At 60.8% G+C, this 22,435-nt stretch carries 22 protein-coding genes; 13 read left to right on the top strand and 9 right to left on the bottom strand.

Features of this window, described 5'->3' with window-relative positions; translation table 11 throughout:
* Positions 1-53 precede the first annotated feature (53 nt).
* Positions 54-521, bottom strand: coding sequence for an RcnB family protein (locus VJS46_RS11050; RefSeq protein ID WP_324060134.1), 468 nt, complete (start codon positions 519-521; stop codon positions 54-56).
* Between the two features lie 257 nt (positions 522-778).
* Here VJS46_RS11050 and VJS46_RS11045 point away from each other — a divergent pair, with 257 nt between their 5' ends.
* The 4 genes from VJS46_RS11045 to msrA all read left to right on the top strand — a co-directional run bounded on the left by VJS46_RS11045 (position 779) and on the right by msrA (position 4,387).
* Positions 779-1,153: a hypothetical protein gene (locus tag VJS46_RS11045; RefSeq protein ID WP_324060100.1), complete on the top strand. Its 375-nt coding sequence runs from the start codon at positions 779-781 to the stop codon at positions 1,151-1,153.
* A 108-nt stretch (positions 1,154-1,261) separates the two neighbouring features.
* The gene (locus tag VJS46_RS11040; RefSeq protein WP_324060099.1) at positions 1,262-3,316 is read left to right on the top strand and encodes a TonB-dependent receptor; all 2,055 of its coding nucleotides are present in this window, start codon (positions 1,262-1,264) and stop codon (positions 3,314-3,316) included.
* A gap of 226 nt (positions 3,317-3,542) precedes the next feature.
* Positions 3,543-3,689: a hypothetical protein gene (locus tag VJS46_RS11035; protein ID WP_324060098.1), complete on the top strand. Its 147-nt coding sequence runs from the start codon at positions 3,543-3,545 to the stop codon at positions 3,687-3,689.
* Positions 3,690-3,724: 35 nt separating this feature from the next.
* Positions 3,725-4,387 carry a peptide-methionine (S)-S-oxide reductase MsrA gene (gene msrA / locus VJS46_RS11030; RefSeq protein WP_414708007.1) on the top strand — a complete coding sequence of 221 codons (663 nt, stop codon included), beginning with the start codon at positions 3,725-3,727 and terminating at the stop codon, positions 4,385-4,387.
* 142 nt (positions 4,388-4,529) lie between these two features.
* On the opposite strand, the gene infC is transcribed toward msrA, so the two are convergent.
* Positions 4,530-5,066: a translation initiation factor IF-3 gene (gene infC, locus VJS46_RS11025; protein ID WP_324060097.1), complete on the bottom strand. Its 537-nt coding sequence runs from the start codon at positions 5,064-5,066 to the stop codon at positions 4,530-4,532.
* A 139-nt stretch (positions 5,067-5,205) separates the two neighbouring features.
* The gene (gene thrS, locus VJS46_RS11020) at positions 5,206-7,203 is read right to left on the bottom strand and encodes a threonine--tRNA ligase (RefSeq protein ID WP_324060096.1); all 1,998 of its coding nucleotides are present in this window, start codon (positions 7,201-7,203) and stop codon (positions 5,206-5,208) included.
* A gap of 139 nt (positions 7,204-7,342) precedes the next feature.
* Between thrS and VJS46_RS11015 the strand changes: the two genes are divergently transcribed.
* A complete protein-coding gene (locus VJS46_RS11015; protein WP_324060095.1) occupies positions 7,343-8,152 on the top strand; it encodes a nucleotidyltransferase family protein in 810 nt (269 codons plus the stop codon).
* A 73-nt stretch (positions 8,153-8,225) separates the two neighbouring features.
* Here VJS46_RS11015 and VJS46_RS11010 read toward each other — a convergent pair whose 3' ends face one another.
* Positions 8,226-9,557: a lipopolysaccharide biosynthesis protein gene (locus VJS46_RS11010; RefSeq protein ID WP_324060094.1), complete on the bottom strand. Its 1,332-nt coding sequence runs from the start codon at positions 9,555-9,557 to the stop codon at positions 8,226-8,228.
* Positions 9,558-9,714: 157 nt separating this feature from the next.
* On the opposite strand from VJS46_RS11010, the gene VJS46_RS11005 reads away from it, so the two are divergent.
* On the top strand, positions 9,715-10,476 hold the full coding sequence (locus VJS46_RS11005) for a phosphocholine cytidylyltransferase family protein (protein ID WP_324060093.1): 762 nt from the start codon (positions 9,715-9,717) through the stop codon (positions 10,474-10,476).
* Positions 10,477-10,629: 153 nt separating this feature from the next.
* Here the strand turns inward: VJS46_RS11005 and VJS46_RS11000 are convergent, their stop codons facing one another.
* From VJS46_RS11000 to VJS46_RS10985, 4 genes are read right to left on the bottom strand one after another with little or no spacing between them, the layout of a single operon-like run.
* Complete coding sequence (locus VJS46_RS11000; protein WP_324060092.1) at positions 10,630-11,061, bottom strand: HIT family protein; 432 nt, start codon at positions 11,059-11,061, stop codon at positions 10,630-10,632.
* Positions 11,058-12,227: a CDP-alcohol phosphatidyltransferase family protein gene (locus tag VJS46_RS10995; protein WP_414708004.1), complete on the bottom strand. Its 1,170-nt coding sequence runs from the start codon at positions 12,225-12,227 to the stop codon at positions 11,058-11,060. Before VJS46_RS10995 ends, VJS46_RS11000 begins: the two co-directional genes overlap by 4 nt.
* Positions 12,228-12,246: 19 nt before the next feature.
* On the bottom strand, positions 12,247-13,323 hold the full coding sequence (locus VJS46_RS10990; RefSeq protein WP_324060091.1) for a hypothetical protein: 1,077 nt from the start codon (positions 13,321-13,323) through the stop codon (positions 12,247-12,249).
* Between the two features lie 4 nt (positions 13,324-13,327).
* Positions 13,328-14,479: a glycosyltransferase gene (locus VJS46_RS10985; RefSeq protein ID WP_324060090.1), complete on the bottom strand. Its 1,152-nt coding sequence runs from the start codon at positions 14,477-14,479 to the stop codon at positions 13,328-13,330.
* 222 nt (positions 14,480-14,701) lie between these two features.
* On the opposite strand from VJS46_RS10985, the gene VJS46_RS10980 reads away from it, so the two are divergent.
* The 4 genes from VJS46_RS10980 to VJS46_RS10965 all read left to right on the top strand — a co-directional run bounded on the left by VJS46_RS10980 (position 14,702) and on the right by VJS46_RS10965 (position 17,397).
* Positions 14,702-15,484, top strand: a complete 783-nt coding sequence (locus VJS46_RS10980) for a succinate dehydrogenase iron-sulfur subunit (protein ID WP_324060089.1) — start codon at positions 14,702-14,704, stop codon at positions 15,482-15,484.
* Between the two features lie 7 nt (positions 15,485-15,491).
* Positions 15,492-16,604 carry a cell division protein ZapE gene (gene zapE / locus VJS46_RS10975; protein ID WP_324060088.1) on the top strand — a complete coding sequence of 371 codons (1,113 nt, stop codon included), beginning with the start codon at positions 15,492-15,494 and terminating at the stop codon, positions 16,602-16,604.
* A 62-nt stretch (positions 16,605-16,666) separates the two neighbouring features.
* Positions 16,667-16,945 carry a DUF3800 domain-containing protein gene (locus VJS46_RS10970; RefSeq protein WP_324060087.1) on the top strand — a complete coding sequence of 93 codons (279 nt, stop codon included), beginning with the start codon at positions 16,667-16,669 and terminating at the stop codon, positions 16,943-16,945.
* Between the two features lie 41 nt (positions 16,946-16,986).
* Positions 16,987-17,397, top strand: a complete 411-nt coding sequence (locus VJS46_RS10965; RefSeq protein WP_324060086.1) for a DUF3800 domain-containing protein — start codon at positions 16,987-16,989, stop codon at positions 17,395-17,397.
* Between the two features lie 103 nt (positions 17,398-17,500).
* Here VJS46_RS10965 and VJS46_RS10960 read toward each other — a convergent pair whose 3' ends face one another.
* Positions 17,501-18,796, bottom strand: a complete 1,296-nt coding sequence (locus tag VJS46_RS10960) for an FAD-dependent oxidoreductase (RefSeq protein WP_324060085.1) — start codon at positions 18,794-18,796, stop codon at positions 17,501-17,503.
* A gap of 98 nt (positions 18,797-18,894) precedes the next feature.
* On the opposite strand from VJS46_RS10960, the gene lepA reads away from it, so the two are divergent.
* From lepA to VJS46_RS10945, 3 genes are all read left to right on the top strand, one after another.
* Positions 18,895-20,700 carry a translation elongation factor 4 gene (gene lepA / locus VJS46_RS10955; protein WP_324060131.1) on the top strand — a complete coding sequence of 602 codons (1,806 nt, stop codon included), beginning with the start codon at positions 18,895-18,897 and terminating at the stop codon, positions 20,698-20,700.
* Positions 20,697-21,002: an alkylphosphonate utilization protein gene (locus tag VJS46_RS10950; protein ID WP_324060084.1), complete on the top strand. Its 306-nt coding sequence runs from the start codon at positions 20,697-20,699 to the stop codon at positions 21,000-21,002. The genes lepA and VJS46_RS10950 overlap by 4 nt, the downstream gene beginning before the upstream one ends.
* A 170-nt stretch (positions 21,003-21,172) precedes the next feature.
* Positions 21,173-22,435 (top strand): M48 family metalloprotease (locus VJS46_RS10945; RefSeq protein ID WP_324060130.1); only part of this gene is annotated, 1,263 nt, incomplete at its 3' end.

The raw sequence follows: 22,435 nt of genomic DNA, 5'->3' as shown, positions 1-22,435 counted from the left end.
ATAAGACCCGGAAGCAGGGCTCCCGGGTCATTTTCAAACAGGCATAATGCTCTTTACCAGAAGAAGTTGCGGTGCACCTCAACAACTCGGCCAGTCCGCATGTTGACGAGCAGCACGTCGTCATAATGGCGGACCCAGCGCAGCGGGCCATGGGCTGCTGGCAAACGGTATCGCCACGGATCGCCGATCACATAGCGTGGCGCATAATAGCGTTGCTCGATCCGCACGCCTGGGCCAAAACTGCGGTAGCGATAGGGCGAACGCCAGTCACCCCGCGCATAGACATTGCGGTGCTCGCGGCGATATTCGCGCCAGTCCTGACGATATTCACGCTTGGCTTCACGCAGGTCGCGGCGTTCCTCGCGGATGTCCTGGCGATCGCCGTAACGCTGGGCGTGGCCCAGATCGCGCTGTTCCTCGCGTATCTCCTGCCGGTCGCGCGCAAGTTCCCGCGTCTGCGCAGCCGCCATGCCCGGCAGGACCGTCGCAGCCATCAGGCCAAACAAAATGACTTTACGCATCATTCTACTCCTTATTCGGTTCAGTGGCCCTGGAGGGACAAGGGCGGGCCGCTGACAGGAGCAGTTATCGGCGAAACATCATGAACCCCCAGGGAATGGGTTCGTCAGAATTCAGAAAGACTGTGTAACAAATTGTATCAGCCCGCCTCCGCCGAGAGCCACAAAGCAACAGCGCGAAGCCGCCCAAATATTTATGCTTGATCCGAGCGGCCACTCGTGAAAACCTCCCCGCCACAAAAACAGACCGGGGGTTGCATATGGCAGGATATTTTCCCGTACCGGGCGTGCCCGGACATTCCGCCCGCTACTGGCACCGCAGGATGAGCAACAACATCGCAGCGGCGCTGGTTCTATTCACTGGCCTTCAGATTTTCGTGATTTCCACCGTGGTGGCCTCGGGCGCCACATCCCTTCTCTACCATCTGGGCATTGCCCTTCTGATCGCGGCCGTCGTGCCGGCCTGCCGCACTATGGAACGGCGGTGGGAGGTGCAATCACAGCGCGAATCCAGCGCCATGGGCATTGCCGAACGGTTCCGGCTGGATCAGTTGAAGCTCTGGGGAACGGTATTATTCCTGCCGCTGATATGGATACCGGTGGGCGCACTGACGGGGCTGATCGCCGCTATTTGATCCGCGCTCACGGCCGGGAACGTCCTGTGTAAAATAGCACACAGCCCTATTGATATGTTGTAACATCTCGCCTAATGGACCTCAGAACCCCACAGTCATGAGGTCCCAATGCTTTATCGTGCCCTGCTTGCCGGAACCGCGATCCTGCTAACCATTCAGCCCGCACTGGCCCAGGATGATTATCACAGCGAAAAGTCCGGCGACATCGTGGTCACCGGTGTGTTCCTGCGAAGCCAGCAGGATATATTGTCCGGCACCTCCGTCCTCAGCGGCGTCGACCTGGTCCGCGATCTGAAACCCACCATTGGCGACACATTGACCAGCCAGCCGGGCGTCTCCGCCACCTCCTTCGGCCCCAATGCCTCGCGGCCGATCCTTCGCGGTTTCCAGGGAGAGCGGGTACGGGTGCTGACAGACGGCATCGGCAGCTTCGACGTGTCGAACACATCGGTCGACCATGCCGTCGTCATCAACCCGCTGACCGCCGACCGCATCGAAGTGCTTCGCGGCCCTTCAGCGCTGCTCTTTGGTTCGGCGGCGATTGGCGGCGTGGTGAATGTGGTCGACAGCCGCATTCCCCGTCTGGTCCCGGACGAGCCCATCCATCTGGAGGGGATAGCAACCTATGGCTCCGCCGCCGATGAACGTTCGATCGCCACTGCCTTGGACGCGCCTCTCTCCGACAAACTCGTCTTCCATCTGGATGGCAGCTACAGCAAGACCGACGACCTCGACACCGGAACCCACATCCTGACCCCCTCTCTGCGTGCCGAGGCTGCCGCGAGCAGCGATCCGGCCATAGCGGCACTCGCTGACCTCAAGGGCAAGCTGCCCAACAGCGCCAGTGAGACATGGAATGTGGCAGGCGGCCTGGCGCTCATCACGGATGGCGGCAATCTCGGCTTCTCCGTCAGTCATTTCGACAGCCTTTACGGGGTGCCGGTCCGATATTCCCTCGATCCCTCGGTCGAGGCGGAAGAGGTCCGCCTTGACATGAAGCAGACCCGCGCTGACCTGCGCGCAGAGATTGATGCAGGCGGCGGCATCCTGGACAAGATCCGGTTCCGCGCGGGCTTTGCCGATTATCAGCACAGCGAACTTGAAGAGACCGGCGAGGTCGGCACCACCTTCTTCAACCAGGGGCTCGAAGCGCGCCTTGAACTGCTGCAGGCCAAGCGCGGTGGCTGGGAAGGCGCAGTCGGAGGCCAGATGCTGATCCGCCATTTCGACGTGGAGGGCGAAGAGAAGTTCCTGCCGAAGAATGAGACAAGGCAATTGGGCCTCTTCACCCTGCAATCGGTGGATTTCGGAAAGCTGCGCGCCGAAGCGGGCGCTCGCTATGAATATAGCGATGTCAGTGCTTCGGCGGACAGCGACATTGGAAATCCCTCTCTTAAAAAGACTTTCAATTCCTTCTCCGGCTCTCTGGGCGCTAGCTACGCCCTTGCCGACGGCTGGCGCCTTGGCATCAACGGATCGCATAGCCAGCGGGCGCCCTCGGCCGAGGAACTGTTCGCCAACGGCCCGCATGCCGGAACCCAATCCTTCGAGGTCGGCGATCCCAATCTTGAAAAGGAGAAAAGCTGGGGTGTCGAAGCCACGCTGCATGGGTCGGGCGAAGGGTATAGCTTCAGTGCGTCCGCTTATCATAGCTGGTTCGACAACTATATTTATGACGAACGCACCGGCCTCATAGAAGACGACCTGCCGGTCTTCCAATACCGCCAGGGGAAGGCACGCTATTATGGCTTTGAAGCCGAGGGGTCAGTGAAGCTGGCACAGCTTGGCGGCTTTGCGTTCAATCTGGACGGCCTCGCTGATTATGTTCGCGCCCGCATCGTGAATGTCGGTCCCGCTCCCCGCATCCCGCCACTGCGCATGCTTGCTGGGCTGGAGGCTCAGGGTGAGCGGCTGCAAGGCCGCCTGGAAGTCGAGCATGTCTGGGACCAGAAGCGGCTCGCCCTTAATGAAACGCCGACCGATGACTATACGCTGGTGAACGCCTCAATCTCGTTCAAACCGATTGCGGACAATGGGACCACGATAATCCTTTCCGCCAATAACATCTTCGATGTCGAGGCGCGCCGGCACGCCAGCTTCCTGAAGGACTATGCGCCGCTCGCGGGACGCGATTTCCGGATCAGCACCAGATTCATGTTTTAGGATTCTCGAAGCCGCATGGGATAAAAAGCAATCGATCCGTCGTCCCTGCGAAGGCTGCTAGAAAAGCTGGGGCCCTGCCTGCGCAGGGACGACGGGTAATGGCATTATTTTTTACAGGCTGTGATCCCCGTCACCCATTCAGCGGCGCTTCATGCGCTATGGTCTATTTCATTGGATAGCCCATCAAGGCTCCCCATTAGCCAAGAAGACGACTGGAAGGTGCGCCATGGCCGCTTTTTTGAAATCGGAACTGTTCCGCAATTTTCTGGGCGGATTTGCTCTTGGCGCTGTGCTGGTATTCTCCTTTGGCGGAGAAGAACCCGCGTCCCGTTATAGCGAGGGCGCGCCGGTCATAGCTGCGCTCGAGTCGTGACCCCGCGTGCGCTCGGCCTGTCAGCAGTGCTTGGGGTGCTGCTGACAGGCGGCGTGTGGGCGGCCCGTGACATCGCCATTCCTCCGGTAATTGCTGCGGAAAAGGCGGTGCTCGCTCCCCCGCCGCAACTTGATGCCCCTTCCCTCGGCAAGCAGGAGACCGCCATCTTTGCGGGAGGCTGTTTCTGGGGAGTAGAAGGCGTTTTTTCCCATGTGAAGGGCGTCACAAGCACCGTTTCCGGCTATAGCGGCGGCAAGGGCCGGACCACCAGCTATGACGAGGTGAGCACCGGCCGCACCGGCTTTGCGGAAGCCGTGCGCGTGACCTATGATCCAAAGGCCGTAAGCTATGGCGACCTCATGCGGATTTTCTTTTCCGTAGTCGCTGATCCCACCACCCTCAATTATCAAGGGCCTGATCACGGCACCCAATATCGCAGCGCCCTGTTTCCGCTGAACGCCAGCCAGACGAGGGCAGCGCGCGCTTATCTGGCACAATTGGAAAAGTCGGGTCTCTGGAACGACAGGATCGTTACTGCCATCGAACCTTATCGCGGGTTCATTCCGGCGGAAGCCTCTCATCAGAACTTCATGAAGGCCAATCCCCGCCATCCCTATATCCTGCGTTGGGACCGGCCGAAGGTGACTGCATTGAAGCAGTTGTTCCCGGATCATTACCGGGAAAAGACGGCTGGGTAGCTTCGCGCCTGCGTTCAAGCTTGTCATTCCCGCGGAAGCGGGAACCCATTTCTACTCCTGGCTCAAAGCACAGATTTTGGCGAGGCTGGATCCCCGCTTTCGCGGGGATGGCGCTATTCCATAACAATATGGCGGAGCAGGCCTATTTCGGCGCCAGCACCATCAGCATCTGCCGCCCTTCCATCCGTGGATAGGCTTCGACCTTCGCATCATCTACCGTATCCTCGGCGACGCGCTGGAGCAGCGCCATGCCAAGCTGCTGGTGCGACAATTCACGCCCGCGGAAGCGCAGGGTGATCTTCACCTTGTCGCCTTCCGCGATGAAGCTGTGCACCTTCTTCATCTTCGTATCATAATCATGATCGTCGATGTTCGGGCGCATCTTGATCTCTTTGATCTCCTGCGTCCTCTGGCTCTTGCGCGCCAGATTCGCCTTCTTCTGGGCTTCGTACTTATATTTGCCGACGTCCAGGAACTTGGCGACGGGCGGGTCCGCGTTGGGGGAGACTTCAACCAGGTCCAGCCCGGCCTCGGCAGCCTGCTCGATCGCTTCCTGCGTAAACATCACGCCCAGATTTTCGCCGTTCTCATCGATCACCCGGACTTTGGGCGAAGCGATGAACTCATTGTAACGCGGACCATTTTTGGGAGGCGGCGGCGCCAGAGGGCGGCGGATCATCGGGGGACGTATAGCAGTATCTCCTATCGAAAATTGATGACTCGGCGAAATTTACAATCTTTGCGGCAATGGCGAAAGAGAAAGCCGCCTCCGTGCTGGCGGAAATCGGCCTTCCGTTGCCACTGTGCAACTCTTCCTGTCAACCGGCGGCCCTCATATCGGGTGGCAAGGCCTCTTGTACAAGGCGCGCGACCACTTCTTCGAGGGTCAGGATGGACTGCCCGCCCTCGACCCCCAGCGTGCGGAGCGCGACCTTGCCCTCCTCCGCTTCCCGCTTGCCGACCACCAGCAGGTTCGGAACCTTGGCAAGGCTATGTTCCCGCACCTTATAGTTGATCTTTTCATTGCGAAGATCGGCCTCCACCCGGAGACCGGCGGACTTGAGCTTCTCCACCACCGCAAGCGCGTAGCCATCGGCCTCGGACACGATGGTGGCAACCACGGCCTGCACCGGCGCCAGCCAGAGCGGGAACTTGCCTGCATAATGCTCGATGAGGATGCCGATGAAGCGCTCATAGGACCCGAAAATCGCCCGGTGCAGCATTACCGGCCGGTGCTTCTCACCATCCTCGGCAATATAGTGGGCGTCCAGCCTTTCGGGCAGCACGCGGTCCGACTGGATCGTGCCGACCTGCCAGGTGCGGCCGATCGCGTCGGTCAGATGCCATTCCAGCTTGGGCGCATAGAAGGCGCCCTCGCCTGGCAGTTCCTCCCAGCCATATTCGGCCGTATTGAGCCCCGCCGCGGCCACCGCATCGCGCAGTTCCGCCTCGGCTTGGTCCCACATTTCATCCGAGCCGAATCGCTTGTCCGGCCGCAGCGCCAGCTTGATCGAATAGCCTTCAAAGCCGAGCTGCTGATAGATGCGATCAGCGAGCGCGCAGAATTTCCGCACTTCGTCGACGATCTGGTCTTCGCGGCAAAAGATATGGGCATCGTCCTGCGTGAACTGGCGCACCCGCATCAGGCCGTGCAGCGCGCCATGCGGCTCATTGCGATGGCAACAGCCATTTTCATAGATGCGCAACGGCAGGTCGCGATAGCTCTTGATACCCTGCTTGAAGATCAGAACATGCGCCGGGCAGTTCATCGGCTTCAGCGCCATCCAGTCGGCCTCGCCCGAAATGACCGGCCCTTCGTCCTCGACATTCGGCACTTCGTCGGGGATAACGAACATATTTTCGCGATATTTGCCCCAGTGGCCAGACTGCTCCCACTGGCGCGCGTCCATGATCTGGGGCGTCTTCACTTCGCGATAGCCCGCTCCGTCGATCGCCCGGCGCATATAGGCCTCCAGCTCACGCCAGACCATATAGCCCTTGGGGTGCCAGAAAACGCTGCCATGCGCCTCCTGCTGAAGGTGGAACAGATCCATCTCCTGCCCGAGCTTGCGATGGTCGCGCCTGGCCGCTTCCTCGAGCCGAGTCAGATGCGCTTCAAGCTGCTTCCGGTTTAGCCAGCCCGTGCCATAGATGCGCGAGAGCATCGCATTCTTCTGGTCGCCGCGCCAATAAGCCCCCGAGACCCGCGTCAGCCTGAAGGCTTGCGGGTCGAGCTTGCCCGTAGAGGCCAGATGCGGCCCCCGGCACATGTCGAACCAGTCCCCGCCCGACCAGTAAACGGAAATCTCCTCGCCCTCGGGAAGCTCCGCCGCCCATTCCGCCTTGAACGTCTCGCCTGCCGCCTTCCAGCGGGCGATCAGGTCCTCCCGCGCCCACACTTCGCGGCGAAGCGGCTTGTCGGCGGCAATGATCCGCCGCATCTCTTCCTCGATGGCGGGCAGGTCCTCTTCGGTAAAGGGCCGCTCCTTGGGCGCGAAGTCATAATAGAAACCGTCGTCGGTCGCCGGACCGAAGGTGATCTGCGTAGCCGGAAACAGCCTTTGGACAGCCTCTGCCAGCACATGGGCGAAATCGTGCCGCGCCAGTTCCAGCGCATCCGCCTCGTCCCGCGCGGTCACCAGCGCAAGATCGGCATCGCTCTCAAGCGGGCGGCCAAGGTCGCGCAATTCGCCGTCGACCTTCGCCGCGATGGCCGCCTTGGCAAGACCTGGTCCGATGGCCGCGGCAATATCCGCCGGGGTAGTGCCAGGCGCGACTTCGCGCACGCTACCATCGGGAAGGCGGATTTTCAGCATCTGCGTCACAGTTGACTTTCAACTTCTTGGTGTGATGTCCACTTTTGGTTGACGATACGCCTTGTCTGCCGACGGCGCCCAAGTCAAGGCGCAGGTGCAGGCGAGTGCATGGAACAAAAGGAGTCGATCATGAGGTCCAATGTATTTTGAGCCGGGCCAAACCCCGCCTGACACAATCACCGCGGTCATACTGGCGGGAAGCAGGCCCGGTGGCGATCCCATGGCAAAGGCGGCGGGGGTTGCATTGAAGGCGCTTGTTCGCGTGGGGGGAGAGACCATGCTCTCCCGCGTCGCGCGGACGCTTTCCTCCCATCCGCGCATCGGACGGCTATTGGTATTGGCGCAGGACACGGACCTGCTGAAGCAGCATGAAGACAGCGGTTGGATGGCCGCCGATCCGCGCATTGCCTTTGTCACCAGCGGCTCGGGCATCAGCAGTTCCATTGCTGCTGTGCTGGCGGGCGGCAACTACCCCGTTCTGGTGACGACAGCCGACAATGCGCTGCTGACGTCCGCCATGATCGACAGCTTCATCACCGGAACGTCCGGCGCCGACGTCGCCGTGGCAATGGTCGAAAGGCGCGTGCTGCTTGCCAGCTATCCACAGTCAAGGCGGACCTGGCTTAAATTCCGGGGCGGCTGGTGGTCGGGGGCCAATCTTTTCTGGTTTGCCAATAACAAGGTCAAGCCGCTGCTTGCACTCTGGCAAAGCGTCGAGCAGGACCGCAAGAAAGGCATGAAGATCGTGGGCGCTTTTGGCCCCCTGCTGCTGATCGGCGCTGTCTTGAGGCTGCTGACCATATATCAGGCGGTAGCGATGGCAGGCAGGCGCTTTGGCCTTTCGGCAAGGATCGTGGCCATGCCACAGGCGGAGGCATGTATTGACGTGGACAAGCCCGGGGATTTGGAACTGGCCGAAGCGATATTGCGGGAGCGACTGCCGGTTTAGGATGCCGCCGTCCCTGCGCAGACAGGGACCACGCTTTCTTGTGGGAAGGCAACAATGATAATGACCCCGATAGCTAAGCTGCCCCCCGCTTCTTTCGCGAATAATGCCGCGCCGCCGCTCCCATCATCAGGAAGCCGGTGACCGCCACGATCATATTGGAGGTCGCAGCGCCCGTAGCGCCAAGCCGTGGCAGCAGGACCGCGAGCGCCGCCAGCAGAAACAGCGCATTGAGCAGCCTTATGGCGACTATACTGCGCGGGTGGCCGGTCGCCATCAGCAGCGGTTCGAAGCTGACGCCCACCAGGTCGATCGACGCAGCGATGCCCAGCAACAAAAGCAGGGGATAGGCCCCGCCGAACGCCGGCCCCGCCATCAGCAGCAAAAGCGGTTTGCCGAGCGTCAGTATCAGCATGATAATGATCGCTCCCGCAATGATCGCCAGCCGGTTGGTTCGCCGGAAGAGCTTTCGAACATCCTTTTCGTTCTGACCAGCATGCACCTTCGCCAGTTCCGCAAAAATGGCGCGGGACAACAGCCCCGAGATCTTGGTCAGCGAATTGCTGAGCTGATGCGCCAGCCGGTAAAGCCCAGCCCCCGCAGCGCCCACGAAAAAACCAACCAGCAGGACGGAAAGCTGCTTGCTGAGGGAACTGACGGTCGTGCTGAGATTGGTGGCGGTGAGAAAACTCATTATCCCCGCATTTTCATGCCGCGCCTGAAGGAAGCTCGCCCGACTCCAGCGGCCCAGCCGGTCCTTGGCAGTTTTGAGCGCCAGGCTCCAATAGGTGACCGCGCAGACCAGTTCTGCCGCCGCCCAGGCGATGAGGAACGCGGTGATGCCGGGTGATGCCAGCCAGGCGATCACCGCTCCCGCCATGCGGGCGATCGGGATCATGGTTTCGGCAAGGGCGCCCGCATCGAAACGGTCGAAAAGACGCAGCAGGCCTGTGGGCGTCGAACGGATCGTGAGCAGGATGACCGCGCAATAAGCGACCGCCTGCATAGACATGGCGCTCGACCAGCCGAAATGCGGTCCCAGCAGCAAGGCCGCTGCCGCTGCGATGGCGCAGCCCGTCAGCGCGCCGGCAATATCGATTGCGATGCAAAAGCCGACAAGGCGGCCCAACTTGCCGCCGTCGCCCTCGCGAAGATGCTCCTGCCCATATTTGACGATGACTTGCCAGCTTTCGAAGCTGACGATCGTGCTTATCGCCTGCGCGGTGCTGAGGATCAGTGCGAAATGCCCAAAGCCGGAGGGGCCCAATGTCCTTGTCACAATCGCCAGATAGCCAAGGCTCAAAATGGCGCCCACGCCCTTGCCGCCCAGCAGCCATGCCGTGTTCTGCAAGATGCGGCCGAGCGGGCTTTCGCTTTTGATCCAGGGCCGTTTTATCGGGGATGGCATTCGTGTGTTCGTCTTTGCAGGCCGTCTGCGGAAAGGATGGATGACGCCAGCCGACATAGTGGAGGATGTGCCGCTTGTCGCCGTATTTTCGCCATTGACCGCCATTAGGAGCCCCTGCAAAGCCCTCTGACGGCGTCCATTCTGCTCGGGAATTGCAATGACGATCAGCAAAGCCATCATTCTAAGCGCCGGACAGGGATCACGCCTGCTGCCCCTTACTTCCGATATGCCCAAATGCATGATCGACTTTAACGGCCGCACGCTTATCGAATGGCAGATCGAGGCGTTGAGAGCCAATGGCGTCCGACATATTTCCGTCGTCACGGGCTTTCGCACCCAGCGCGTGGAATCGCACCTGGCCCGCGTGAACGGAGTGGAGATCGAAACTATCTTCAATCCCTTCTTCCAGGTCGCCGACAATCTCGGCACCTGCTGGATCGCTCGCGAGGCGATGGATCAGGACTTCATCATCCTGAACGGCGATACCATCATATCGGACGAGATCGTAGCAAAGCTGATCGACGGTTCACGCTGGCCGATCACCGTCACCGTCGACGTCAAAGCCGCCTATGACGAGGACGACATGAAAGTCCATCGCGAGGGCGAAAAGCTGATGTCGATCGGCAAGCGGCTTGGCGCGGACGTCGCCAATGCCGAGTCCATCGGCATGCTGGCGTTCCGGGGCGAAGGTCCGGCGACATTCCGGGCGCAGGTCGAAAAGATGATGCGCACTCCCGAAGGCGTCGAGCGCTGGTACCTGCGCGCCATCGACATGCTGGCCATGGAGCAGGAGATCGGCACCGTCTCCATCCATGGTCTTGAATGGGCCGAAGTGGATTTCCCGCAGGATGTGGAGATCGCCAAGGCGCTGACCGCCAAATGGGTGGACGAAGGGCGTTACCGGCTGGCCCAGGGGTGAAAACGACATTGGGGTTTTTGCGGTCGTTCAGGAAAAGCTGAACCGTCGTCCGTGCGCAGCCGGGACCTGTTTCTCTTTGGCATAGTTGAAGAAAAAGCGGGGTCCCTGCCTGCGCAGGGACGACGGAAACAAGCTCAGATGACCATCACACCGTCACCCCACCCAAAACCCCTGCAGCCACTCAACCAGCGCCGCGATCTGCTCATCATCCAGCTTCAGAGCCTTCCCAAGGTCGGGCGGCCCCGGCCAGCTTGGGTCGGCGAGCGTCAGCCCGCCGCCGCTGCGCTCCGCTTCATAGCGGGGGAAAACATGGAAATGGACGTGCGGGTCCACCATCATCAGCATCAGATAGTTAAGCCTGGTATGCGATACCGCCCTGCCAAGCACCGTCGCGATATCGCCCGTGACCTGCTTCAGCTCCGCAAAAGCCTTGGGCGGCAGTTCGTCGAACGCCGTCACTTCGCTCTTGGCCGCCAGCACCAACGAACCGAGCGTCAATTGCGCGGGCCGCAGCAGCACGGCCCAATGGGCATATTCCCGGATCAGCGTTGCCGGATAGCCGAACTTCCGGATGGTCTCGTTCATGCGCCCTGCTCCAGCCAGCTTGTGACCCTGCCCCCCCTCGCCCGCGCGGCATAGGCCTGCGCCAGACGGACGGCGTGAACCAGACAGGAAAGCGCCGTCCACCATGCCACCAGTTCCAGCCCCACATCGGGCCGGCCGAGCAGCAGCGCGATTACCAGGATGATCATATTGGGATTACGCCGGGCGGTGATGAGGCGGAAGTCGGAATCGAATTTGCGCCACACATGGATATGAATCCCGAAGGACTTGATGAATGCGCCTTCAATCAGCCGCTGAACAACATAGCCCGCGACGATGACGGCCATCATCGCCAGGAAATGCTTGTGGCCGAGGCCCAGGCCGACCTTGGTGAGCCCCGCCCCCCAGGCATACCACCAGAAGGGCGGATGGACGAGGTCGATCCCATGGTCAAAGGCATTGCCCCAGCCCGACGATGTAATGGTACAGCGGGCGAGCTTTCCATCGACCGTGTCCAGCACCATGAAGACGAACCCGGCCGCCACCCCTTGCCAATAATTGCCCTGCCAGAACAGCACCGTCGCCCAGACGCACAGCGCCGCCCCGATCAGCGTCACCATATTGGGAGTCATGCCGATCCGCGCGGCAAGACGCGTCAGCACCAGCGCCAGTTCGGGCCAGAGATATTTGGTCAGGATGTCGGTGACGCCCTTATAGGCGCCATAATAGCTCTGCCGCTCGATGGAGCGCACGGTCGCGGGGGTCAGCAGCTCCACGAAGGGACACTCCAGCTTCCGCAGTGAATCATTGTAGATTTCCGGCCGCTCATCATGATCGATGATTGTGAGAGAGGGCGGAACGTCCCCTTCCCCGGCCAGCACCGCGTCGAGCGCCATCGCCTCGCTCTCCGATGGCAGCAGCGCCAGCACGGGCCGTGCCTTCGCCATCAAGAGCGTACCGGGCCGCTGCAATAGATATTGGAACCAGAGCGGGTCGAACGCGAATTCCAGGTTCACCCAAAGCACCGGATCGCCCGCTTCACCGGGCCGCAGCTTCGCCGCCCGGAAAAGCCGCCGCACCCGCTCCGCATTCTCCATGCCCCAGATGCGCGTGTCATTAAATCCGGCGAAATGAAGCTGGATGGCTTGGGTCACAAAATGGCTTCCGTCATCGATCGTCCGCAAGGCCGGACTGGCGGCTGCCCTCATATCAGAGGACGTGGATGTGTCAAAAAGCAGCCCGCGACGCAGCCGGGGCGACATCCTGCCATTGGCCACTTATCTGCTCGAGCAGGGCCTTCCACATCTGCCCGACGGTTTCGGTCCCATATTGCCGGTAGAGGTGCTGCCGCGCCGCTTCCAGCCGCGCGTCTTCCCTCGGGCTTTTCTCCACATAGCGGCGGAGCCCTTCCTGCCAGTCATCGAGCGCGATGAAAGGCCTCAATTCCTCATAGGCATCGATCGAATCGGCTACCACGCCCAATCCGGCAGCGATGGCCGTGGCGGGGCGGTTGATGGTCTTTCCGACGGTATATTGATTTCGTTCGACCGGCACGATCGCTACATCATGCGATTTCAGCGATCGCTGGAAAGTGCCAAGCGACCAGGGCATATAATGGGTTGGCAGCTTCCACCCCAAAGCGGCTTTCCAGTAACGCCAGCGGGCATTGCTGATAATGGTCAGCGTTACCGGATACGACCGCGCGAAGATCTCCAGTTGACGGACGGCTGCATCAATATGTGCGAAGCCCGAAAGTTTGCCCTGGCTTTTGCCGAACCAGACGCAGTGCAGAGCGCCCTTGTGGCTGGAAAGAAACCGCTCAAGCTGCGCCAGTTGCCGCTGTTCACCGGAACTGTTCTCAATCTGCCTCTGATCGGACAGATCCTCGATGAGGTCGGGGACCACGTGACTCTTGCCCACGATGCCGGGCACAACCGACTGAACCTGCCGTGCCAGAACATCTGTGGAAAAGGTGATATGCGTCGCGAGCATCATCATCTCCCGGACACGGTCCAACCGTCCGGGCGTGTCCAGCCGAACCCTGGCCTCGAAAAGATTGTCGCAAATGTCATAGACGACTGGCTTGCCCAGCCGCCGCGCCTCCCGGGCAATCTGCACGGCTTCGTCCGAAAAGGATTTCGAGAATAGAAGAACATCATAGCCTTGAGGGCCGACCTCGCTGCTATAAGGCTCCACATCCATGCCGCATCCCCGCAGGAAGCTGATCGGCATCAGCATGCGGAGCCGGATGCTGGCCATCTTCGGATTATAGCTTTTGGCATGCCAGCCAAAGCGCGGTTTCAAGGCATTATTTCCCCGCAACAGCCTGCTCATAAGCCAGCAGCTTCACCCAGTCGTTCAGGCGGGAACGCAGGTCCAGTTCCACGCTTACCTTCTCCTTCACGCCCTTCCGTTTCCCGATGGAAAGCTCCGTCAGCACCCCTTTCGCCAGTGCTGGCGGATTTTCAATGGGCACGAGGGTGCCATATTCGCCGTCCTTCAACGCTTCGCGATTACCGGTCGGGCAATCAGTCGCAACGATTGGCAAGCCGCAAACCAGCGCCTCGTTCAGCGCATTGCTGGCTCCCTCCCACCTTGAAGCGCTTACAAAAAGATCGGCCTTGCTCATCGCTGCAAAGGGATTAGGCAGATAGCCGATGAAATCAACATCTTCGGCTACATTCTGTTCTTTGGCAAGGCCGCGTAATTTGTCGATATCCGACTCCTTGCCGTCCCCAATAACCAGGAGGCGGGCACGAACATCTGGATGCAGGCATGCCAGGGCCTTGATCAATATGTCGAAGCCCTTTTGTTGGCAAATACGCCCCATGGCCGCAATGACCGGACGGTTTCCTTGCCGCTCCGCAAGAAAGGGATGCTGGAAAGGTTCGGAGGCGAGTTGCCGGACCCGGCCGATATCCACCCCATTGGGAATAAACTCGACGTCCATCGCGGGAAGCGAGCATCTTACTTCCTCCGCCAAGTCCCTCGACACCGCCACCACAAAATCAGTGCCTTGATATTTGATGCGGTCCCAGAAGAGCATCTCTGCATGGTGCGCGCGCCGACCAGGGCGGGCCGAGGAATTGCTGGCCCGCACACCGTAGCGAATCCGCCCGCGCTGCCCGCTGATGCCCAGTGCGAACCGGGCAGGCAGATGCAAATGATTGCCGCCGCTGAGAAACAGAGACGGTCGGCGCTGCCGCAACGCCTTGCCCAGGGACAGCACAGAAAGAGCCAGGTCGGCAGCACGGCTCTTCGCTTTCCAGCCGCTTCCTACCTCCACGACAGGAACATTCAAGGGAACTCGTTCCCGCAGCGGCCCGCTGGCGCGCATCACCCAGAGTTCCGCCGGCAGGCCAGCTTCCACAGCGGCTGTCGCGATTTCGATCGACTTCGCTACAGTGCCGCTGGAGCGGAAGTCATAATTGCCGATCGCTATGGCGCCGTTGGCTGCCACGTCCGTTCCTATCCCCCGAGTTGCGCCCTTCGGCACGAGTCATTCTCCGCGGCCAAAGCTGCCGCCGCTCGATAACGCGCCATAGGCAATTAGCCTCGACATGGGAAGCAAAGCTTGCGTTCTCTTCAGACGGCGACGCGCCGATTCCGTGCCCAGGCCAAAGAAAGGCTTGCCTTCGCCGTCTGTTTGATTATCGGCACCTACAGCAGACGAGGACAGGACATGGCCGAATTCAGATTGCCGAAGAACAGCAGGATCACCGGTAAGGGCGCGGTGCATAAGGCCGATGGCGCATCGCGGGTCAAAAAGTTCAAGGTGTATCGCTACGATCCCGACTCGGGTGAAAACCCCCGCTACGACACGTTCGAGATCGATCTGGACGAATGCGGGCCGATGGTGCTCGACGCGCTCATCAAGATGAAGAGCGAGCAGGACCCTTCGCTCACCTTCCGCCGTTCCTGCCGCGAGGGCATTTGCGGTTCCTGCTCGATGAACATCAACGGCAAGAACGGCCTTGCCTGCACGACCGCCATCGAGGATTGCAAGGGCGACGTCCGCATCACCCCGCTGCCGCATATGGACGTCATCAAGGACCTGGTTCCCGATTTCACCCATTTCTACGCGCAGTACAGTTCGATCCAGCCCTGGCTGAAGACCGTCACGCCCGCGCCCTCGGGCAAGGAACGGCTGCAGTCGCCGGAGGACCGCGCAAAGCTGGACGGTCTTTATGAGTGCATCCTGTGCGCCTGCTGCTCCACAAGCTGCCCCAGCTATTGGTGGAACAGCGACAAGTTCCTTGGCCCCGCAATCCTGCTGCAGGCCTATCGCTGGCTGGCCGACAGCCGCGACGAGATGACCGGCGAGCGCCTGGATGAGCTGGAAGACCCCTTCCGCCTCTATCGCTGCCACACCATCATGAACTGCTCCAATGTGTGCCCCAAGGGATTGAGCCCCGCGCGCGCCATTGCGGAGGTCAAGAAAATGGTGGTCGAGCGGCAGATCTGATTCGCCGGTGCCATCCACGCTCGAACGCTATCACGCCCTTGTCGCCGCCGGAGAGTTGCGGCCTGACCGGGATCAGCAGGCGGCGGCGGAGCGGCTGAACGCACTTCAGCAGGAGCTTGAAGCGGTCCCGCCCCGCGGCTCGGTGCTCTGGCGCATGCTGGGCAAGACACCGCCGCCGCCGCGCGGGCTCTACATGTGGGGCGGCGTCGGGCGCGGCAAGTCCATGCTGATGGACCTGTTCTTCGATAGCCTGAAGATCCACCGCAAGCGCCGCGTCCATTTCCATGAATTCATGCTCGAAGTGCATGAGCGGCTGCGCGACGCGCGGAAATCCGAAAATGGCGATCCCATTCCGCCAGTGGCCGCCGCCATCGCCGATGAGGCGCGGCTGCTCGCTTTTGACGAGATGGTCGTCAACAACATGGCGGACGCCGCGATCCTCTCCCGGCTGTTCACCGCGCTGCTCGATGCGCGGGTGACAGTGGTGACGACCTCCAACCGCCCGCCGCGCGACCTTTACAAGGATGGCCTTAACCGCGAGCTGTTCCTGCCCTTCATCGACCTTCTCGAGGACCGGCTGGACGTGATGACGCTGAATGGCCCCACCGACTACCGGCTGGAGCGTTTGGGCGGCGTCGACACCTGGTATGTCCCCAATGGCCCTGAAACGACCGCGGCGCTCGCCAGCGCCTTCTTCCGCCTCACCGACTATCCCCCGGAAGACCGCGCCCATGTGCCCGCCGAAGAGATCGACGTCCATGGCGGCCGCAAGCTGTTCGTTCCCAAATCGCTTAAAGGGGTCGCCGTCTTCTCCTTCAAGCGCCTCTGCGCCGATGCGCGCGGCGCCCCCGATTACCTTGCGATCGCTCGCAAATATCACACGGTCATCATCGTCGGCATTCCAAAACTCGGCCCCGACATGCGCAACGAAGCGGCGCGGTTCAAGACGCTGATCGATGCGCTTTACGAGTATAAGGTGAAACTGCTGGCCGGAGCGGACGCAGAACCGGCGGGGCTTTATGCGGAGGGCGATGGCGCGTTCGAGTTCGAGCGGACAGTATCACGCCTGATGGAAATGCAGTCGGACGATTATCTCGCGCTGGGGCATGGTGAGCGGTGAGGCCCGATTGATATTTGCCTCGCTACTTTGCGCCGCAATAGCATAATCCAAAGGAGCCCCAATTGGACGATTTTTCCGATTTCATCATTTTCGCTGACGAAAGTGGCGATCACGGTATGGAGAACATTGATACCGAATTTCCTGTATTCGCTCTCGTTTTCTGTGTCTTTTCAAAAAATGATTACAGCAGAAATGTCGAGCCTGGAGTCCGCGAACTGAAATTCAAATATTTTGGACATGACGTCGCAATTCTCCAGAACGGGAAGTGCGAAAACAGTTGCCGCCGTTCGGTTTTTTGCGCCACCGACCTGATCTTAGAGAAAAATTCTACGATGATTTGAATAATTTAATCTCATCGATCCCCATGCAAGTAATCGTGTCTGTGATCGACAAAAATAAACATCGGGATCGCTATGCAAATCCATGGAATCCTTATCAGGTAGCCATGCACTTTTGTATGGAGAAACTATGCGATCGAATGATCACAGAAGGGCAACGTGGGAAGCTCATGCACGTATTATTCGAGGGGCGCGGAAAAGTTGAAGATGCATCGCTTGAATTGGAATTTCGCAAAATCACTCAGAACAATGCGCATTGGGGTTATAGAAAAGTAGATTTTACACGCTGCGGCTTTGAGCCAATCTTTGTGCCCAAAGCCGCCAACCATGCTGGCCATCAAATTTCCGATCTGATAGCTCGCCCACTGGCCCTCCGCGCATTGCGTCCCGAACAGCCCAATCGTGCGTCGGATGTGGTTTGGGGGAAGGTGCAGGATTGGAAGGTGTTTCCCTGAAAACGAAGGGGTCTCGGCGCAAACCGAAACCCCTACGTCGACCAGGAAAAGCCCAATCCTTGCATCGAATATAGCAAATATTTCCAGAAATTCAACATACGGTTCACCCCTTCGCCCGGATCATCTCCTCAATCGCAATGAACTTCTCGCGCGGCGCACCTTCCCGCGCCCGCAGCACCTCGGCCTGTTCGATCTTCTGCCAGTCGCGGAACGTCACGATCTCTACCCCGCGCTCGGCCAGCAGCGCATCAAGGCCCGGACGTCCTGCCTTGCCGCTGTCCGCGCCGATATCCTCGGCGATTTTCTCCGCGATCATATAGCCGTCTGGGCGGTTGGTGCCGATGGTGCCGGTCGGTCCCCGCCGCGCCCAGCCGACGCAATAAAGGCCGGGCAGGATCCGTCCCTCGTCGCTCGCGAAGCGGCCCCGGCCATGTTCATAGGGTACGCCTTCGATCGGCGGCGTTGAATAGCCGATGCAGCTCACCACCAGGCTGCAATCCACGCTGTAGCGCTCGCCCGTGCCATGGCTGCGCAACTGATCGTCGAGGACGGTGCGCTCCACGATCACCCGATCGACCTTGCCGTCGCCTTCTATCGCCACCGGCATTGCAAAGAAGTCGAACTCAATGATGACGGGCTTGGCCACCGGGTTGGCGGCGAAGTCGCGGAGGTGCCCCACGGACTTGCGCATTCCCGGCTCCAGCAGTGCGTCGGCGCCGTCCTCCGGCAGATCGACCGGATCGACGCGGGGGGCAGCCCGTTCCAGATGGCCAAGCTCCCCCAGTTCCTTGGGCGTCATGGCGATCTCGTGCGGCCCGCGGCGGCCCAATATCGTGATATGCCGGATCGCCGAGCGGTTCAGTTGCTCCAGCGCATGGGCGACAATATCGCTGCCGGCAAATTCCTGCTGCGTCTTGGCAAGGATGCGCGCGACGTCCAATGCGACATTGCCGTTCCCCACAATGACCGCACCCGGCCCATTGAGGCGCGGCTCCAGCCCCGCAAATTCGGGATGGCCATTATACCAGCCGACAAATTCCGCGCTGCCCACCACGCCCGGAAGGTTGCCTCCCGGGATTTCGAGCGGCCGGTCCTTGGGCGCGCCGGTCGCCAGCACCACCGCGTCATACAGGTCCTGCAGCTCCCCGATGGTAACATCCCGCCCGACGCAGACATTGCCCACAAAGCGGACATTATCGGAAAGCGCGACCGCCTCATAACGGCGGGACACCGCCTTGATCGATTGATGGTCCGGCGCGACGCCGAAGCGGATGAGGCCATAGGGGACAGGCAACCGGTCCAAGATGTCGACCCTTACCTCTTCCCCGAATATCTTCTGGCATGCTTCCGCGGTGTAATAGCCCGCTGGTCCCGATCCGATCACCGCCACATGCCGCATGAAGCTCTCCCGCTTGCCTTTTGCAGGATGCTAACGCGGTGCGCGGGCCGTGCAAGGGAAATGCTGACATGAGCGGACCTTGCTGCTATCGGGCGCGGATGACCGACCTTGATGCCATTCGCAACTTTTCAATCATTGCCCATATCGACCATGGCAAGTCGACCCTTGCCGACCGGCTGATCCAGCGCTGCGGCGGCCTTTCGGACCGGGAAATGTCGGCTCAAGTGCTTGATAATATGGACATTGAAAAGGAGCGCGGCATCACCATCAAGGCGCAGACGGTGCGCCTCAACTATACGGCGAAGGACGGCGCGACCTATGAGCTCAACCTCATGGACACGCCGGGGCATGTGGACTTCGCCTATGAGGTAAGCCGTAGCCTCGCCGCGTGCGAGGGCGCGCTGCTGGTCGTCGACGCCGCGCAGGGGGTGGAGGCGCAGACGCTCGCCAATGTCTATCAGTCGATCGAGCATGACCATGAAATTGTACCTGTTATCAACAAGATAGACCTTCCCGCCGCGGAACCCGAAAAGGTCCGGCACGAGATCGAGGACATTATCGGCCTCGACGCTTCCGAAGCCGTGCTCGCGTCCGCCAAATCCGGGATCGGCATCGACGACATATTGGAGCAGATCGTCGTAAAAATTCCTGCCCCAAAGGGCGACCGCAACGCGCCGCTCAAAGCCATGCTGGTCGACAGTTGGTATGATCCTTATCTCGGCGTCGTCATCCTGGTCCGCGTGATGGACGGCGTCATCAAGAAGGGGCTGCCGGTAAAGTTCATGCAGGGCGGCACCGAGCATCTGATCGACCGCGTCGGCTGCTTCCGGCCGAAGATCGAGCAGGTGGCGGAGCTTGGGCCGGGCGAGATCGGCTTCATCACCGCGCAGATCAAGGAAGTGGCGCAGGCGATGGTCGGCGACACGGTCACCACCGTCAAGAACCCCGCGCCCAAGCCGCTTGCGGGCTTCAAGGAAGTGCAGCCGGTGGTCTTCTGCGGCCTCTTTCCGGTCGACGCCAATGATTTCGAGAAGCTGCGCGACAGCATCGCCAAGCTGCGCCTCAATGACGCATCCTTCAGCTTCGAGATGGAAACCAGCGCCGCGCTTGGCTTCGGCTTCCGCTGCGGTTTCCTGGGCCTGCTCCATCTTGAGATCATTCAGGAGCGCCTCACCCGCGAATATGACCTCGACCTCATCACCACCGCGCCTTCGGTGGTCTATGACATTCACCTGAACGACGGGTCGTTGAAGCAGCTTCACAACCCCGCCGACATGCCCGAGGCGAACCATATCGACACTATCGAGGAGCCGTGGATCGAGGCGGTGATCTATGTGCCCGACGAATATCTGGGCTCGATCCTGAAGCTCTGCCAGGACCGGCGGGGCATTCAAAAGAACCTGACCTATGTCGGCGGCCGCGCGCAGGTGACCTATGAACTGCCGCTCAATGAGGTGGTGTTCGACTTTTACGACCGCCTCAAGTCGATCAGCCGCGGCTATGCGAGCTTCGATTATCACCAGATCGGCATGCGCGAGGGCGACCTCGTCAAGATGAACATCCTGGTGAACAATGAGCCCGTCGACGCGCTTTCGATGATCGTGCACCGGGGCGCGGCCGAAGCGCGCGGGCGGCATATGTGCGAGCGCCTCAAGGACCTCATCCCCCGCCACCTGTTCAAGATCCCCATCCAGGCGGCGATCGGCGGCAAGGTGATCGCCCGCGAAACCATCGCGGCGTTGCGCAAGGACGTGACCGCGAAATGCTATGGCGGCGACATCACCCGCAAGAAGAAACTGCTGGAGAAGCAGAAGGAAGGCAAGAAGCGGATGCGGGAATATGGCAGCGTGAGCATCCCGCAGGAGGCGTTCATCGCAGCGCTCAGAATGGGGGATGAGGGATGAGCGGCGACGAGGATTATGTGTTCGACGAAGAGTCGGGCGAATGGGTTCCGGCGTCCGAACTGGCGGCGAAGAGTGCGGCGGCGGGAACAGTCGAAGTCCGCGATGCGGTGGGCAACCTGCTTTCCGATGGCGATCAGGTGACGCTGATCAAGGACCTCACCGTCAAGGGCGCTGGCCAGACATTGAAGCGCGGCACACTCATCAAGTCGATCCGCCTGACAGGTGACCCGCAGGAGATCGACTGCAAATATGAAGGCATCAAGGGCCTGGTGCTGCGGGCGGAGTTTGTGAGAAAGCGGTGAGGACTCTCCTTCTCCCGCTTTAGGCAGCACGCGGATGACACCGCTGCGCGGCACACAAGACCCATAAAGCCACCCCTTTCATCCCCCATTCACCCCATGCCTGCGATGAAGCGCGGATGGCCTGGTCCCTTTCCGTTGATCGGCGGCGGCTTTTGTCCGATAGGGGGCGGATGCTGCGCGGCTTTCTTGTTCTGGTGCTTTCCTTTCTGCTGTTCGTGCCGCAGGCGATGGCGCAGCAGATCCTTCGGGATGCCGAGACGGAGGCGCTGCTCAACGATATTTCGGCGCCGCTGATCCAGGCGGCGGGGCTAGACCCGCATAATGTGCAGGTGCTGCTGATCAACGATCCTGAGATCAACGCCTTTGTCGCGGGCGGACAGATCGTCTGGATCCACAGCGGGCTTCTGGCCAAGGCCGACAATGTCAACCAGTTGCAAGGCGTGATCGCGCATGAGCTGGGCCATATCGAGGGCGGGCATGTCGTCCGCGCCAGCGAAGGGATGAAGGCGGCGACCGGCATCACGCTGCTCAGCCTTTTGCTAGGCGCCGCGGCGATGGCGGCGGGCGGGGGCGAGGCCGGCATGGGCATCATGGCGGCGGGACAGCAGGCGGCGATGGGCAAATATCTTGCCTTTTCGCGCAATCAGGAAAGCTCCGCCGATCTGGCCGGCGCGCGTTACCTCAGCAAGGCTGGGGTCAGCGGGCGGGGCAGCATCGCCTTTTTCAAGAAGCTGCAGAACCAGGAGTTCCGCCTCGCCATTCCGCAGACCGACAGCTATGCCCGCACGCACCCGCTGAGCGGGGAGCGCATTGCGGTGCTGAACGAGGTTTATCACAAGGACCCGGCCTGGGACAAACCCATGGACCCGAAGCTGGAGGCGCGATTTGAGCGGGTGAAGGCGAAGCTGGTGGGCTTTGTCTCCGATCCGGCGCAGACGCTGCGCAGCTATCCTGAGGGCGATGGGAGCATCCCCGCCCGCTATGCCCGCGCCTATGCCTGGCACAAGTCGGCCTATCCCGACAAGGCGATGGAGGAGGTGAAGGGCTTGCTCGGCCAAGCGCCGGACGATCCCTATTTCCTGGAACTTGAGGGACAGATATTGCTGGAGTCGGGGCGGCCCAAAGAGGCTATTGCGCCGCTCCGCCGCGCCGTTGCGGAGACCGGCAGCCAGCCGCTTATCGCAGCATTGCTAGGGCACGCACTGATCGCGACGGAGGACGACGTTAATCTGCCTGAGGCCGAAAGGGTGCTGAAATCCGCCGTGGTCCGCGACCGCGACAATCCCTTTGCCTGGTATCAGCTAGGCGTGGTCTATGAGCGGCGCGGCGATACGGCGCGGGCGGCGCTGGCAACGGCGGAGCGCTATCAGATGAGCGGCAGCCCGGAACTGGCGCTGCACAGCGCGGAGGCGGCAATGGCGGGCATCAAGCAG

The organism is Rhizorhapis sp., assembly GCF_035276005.1.
Lineage (GTDB): Bacteria > Pseudomonadota > Alphaproteobacteria > Sphingomonadales > Sphingomonadaceae > Rhizorhapis.
This window is presented reverse-complemented; position numbering and strand designations above follow the sequence as displayed.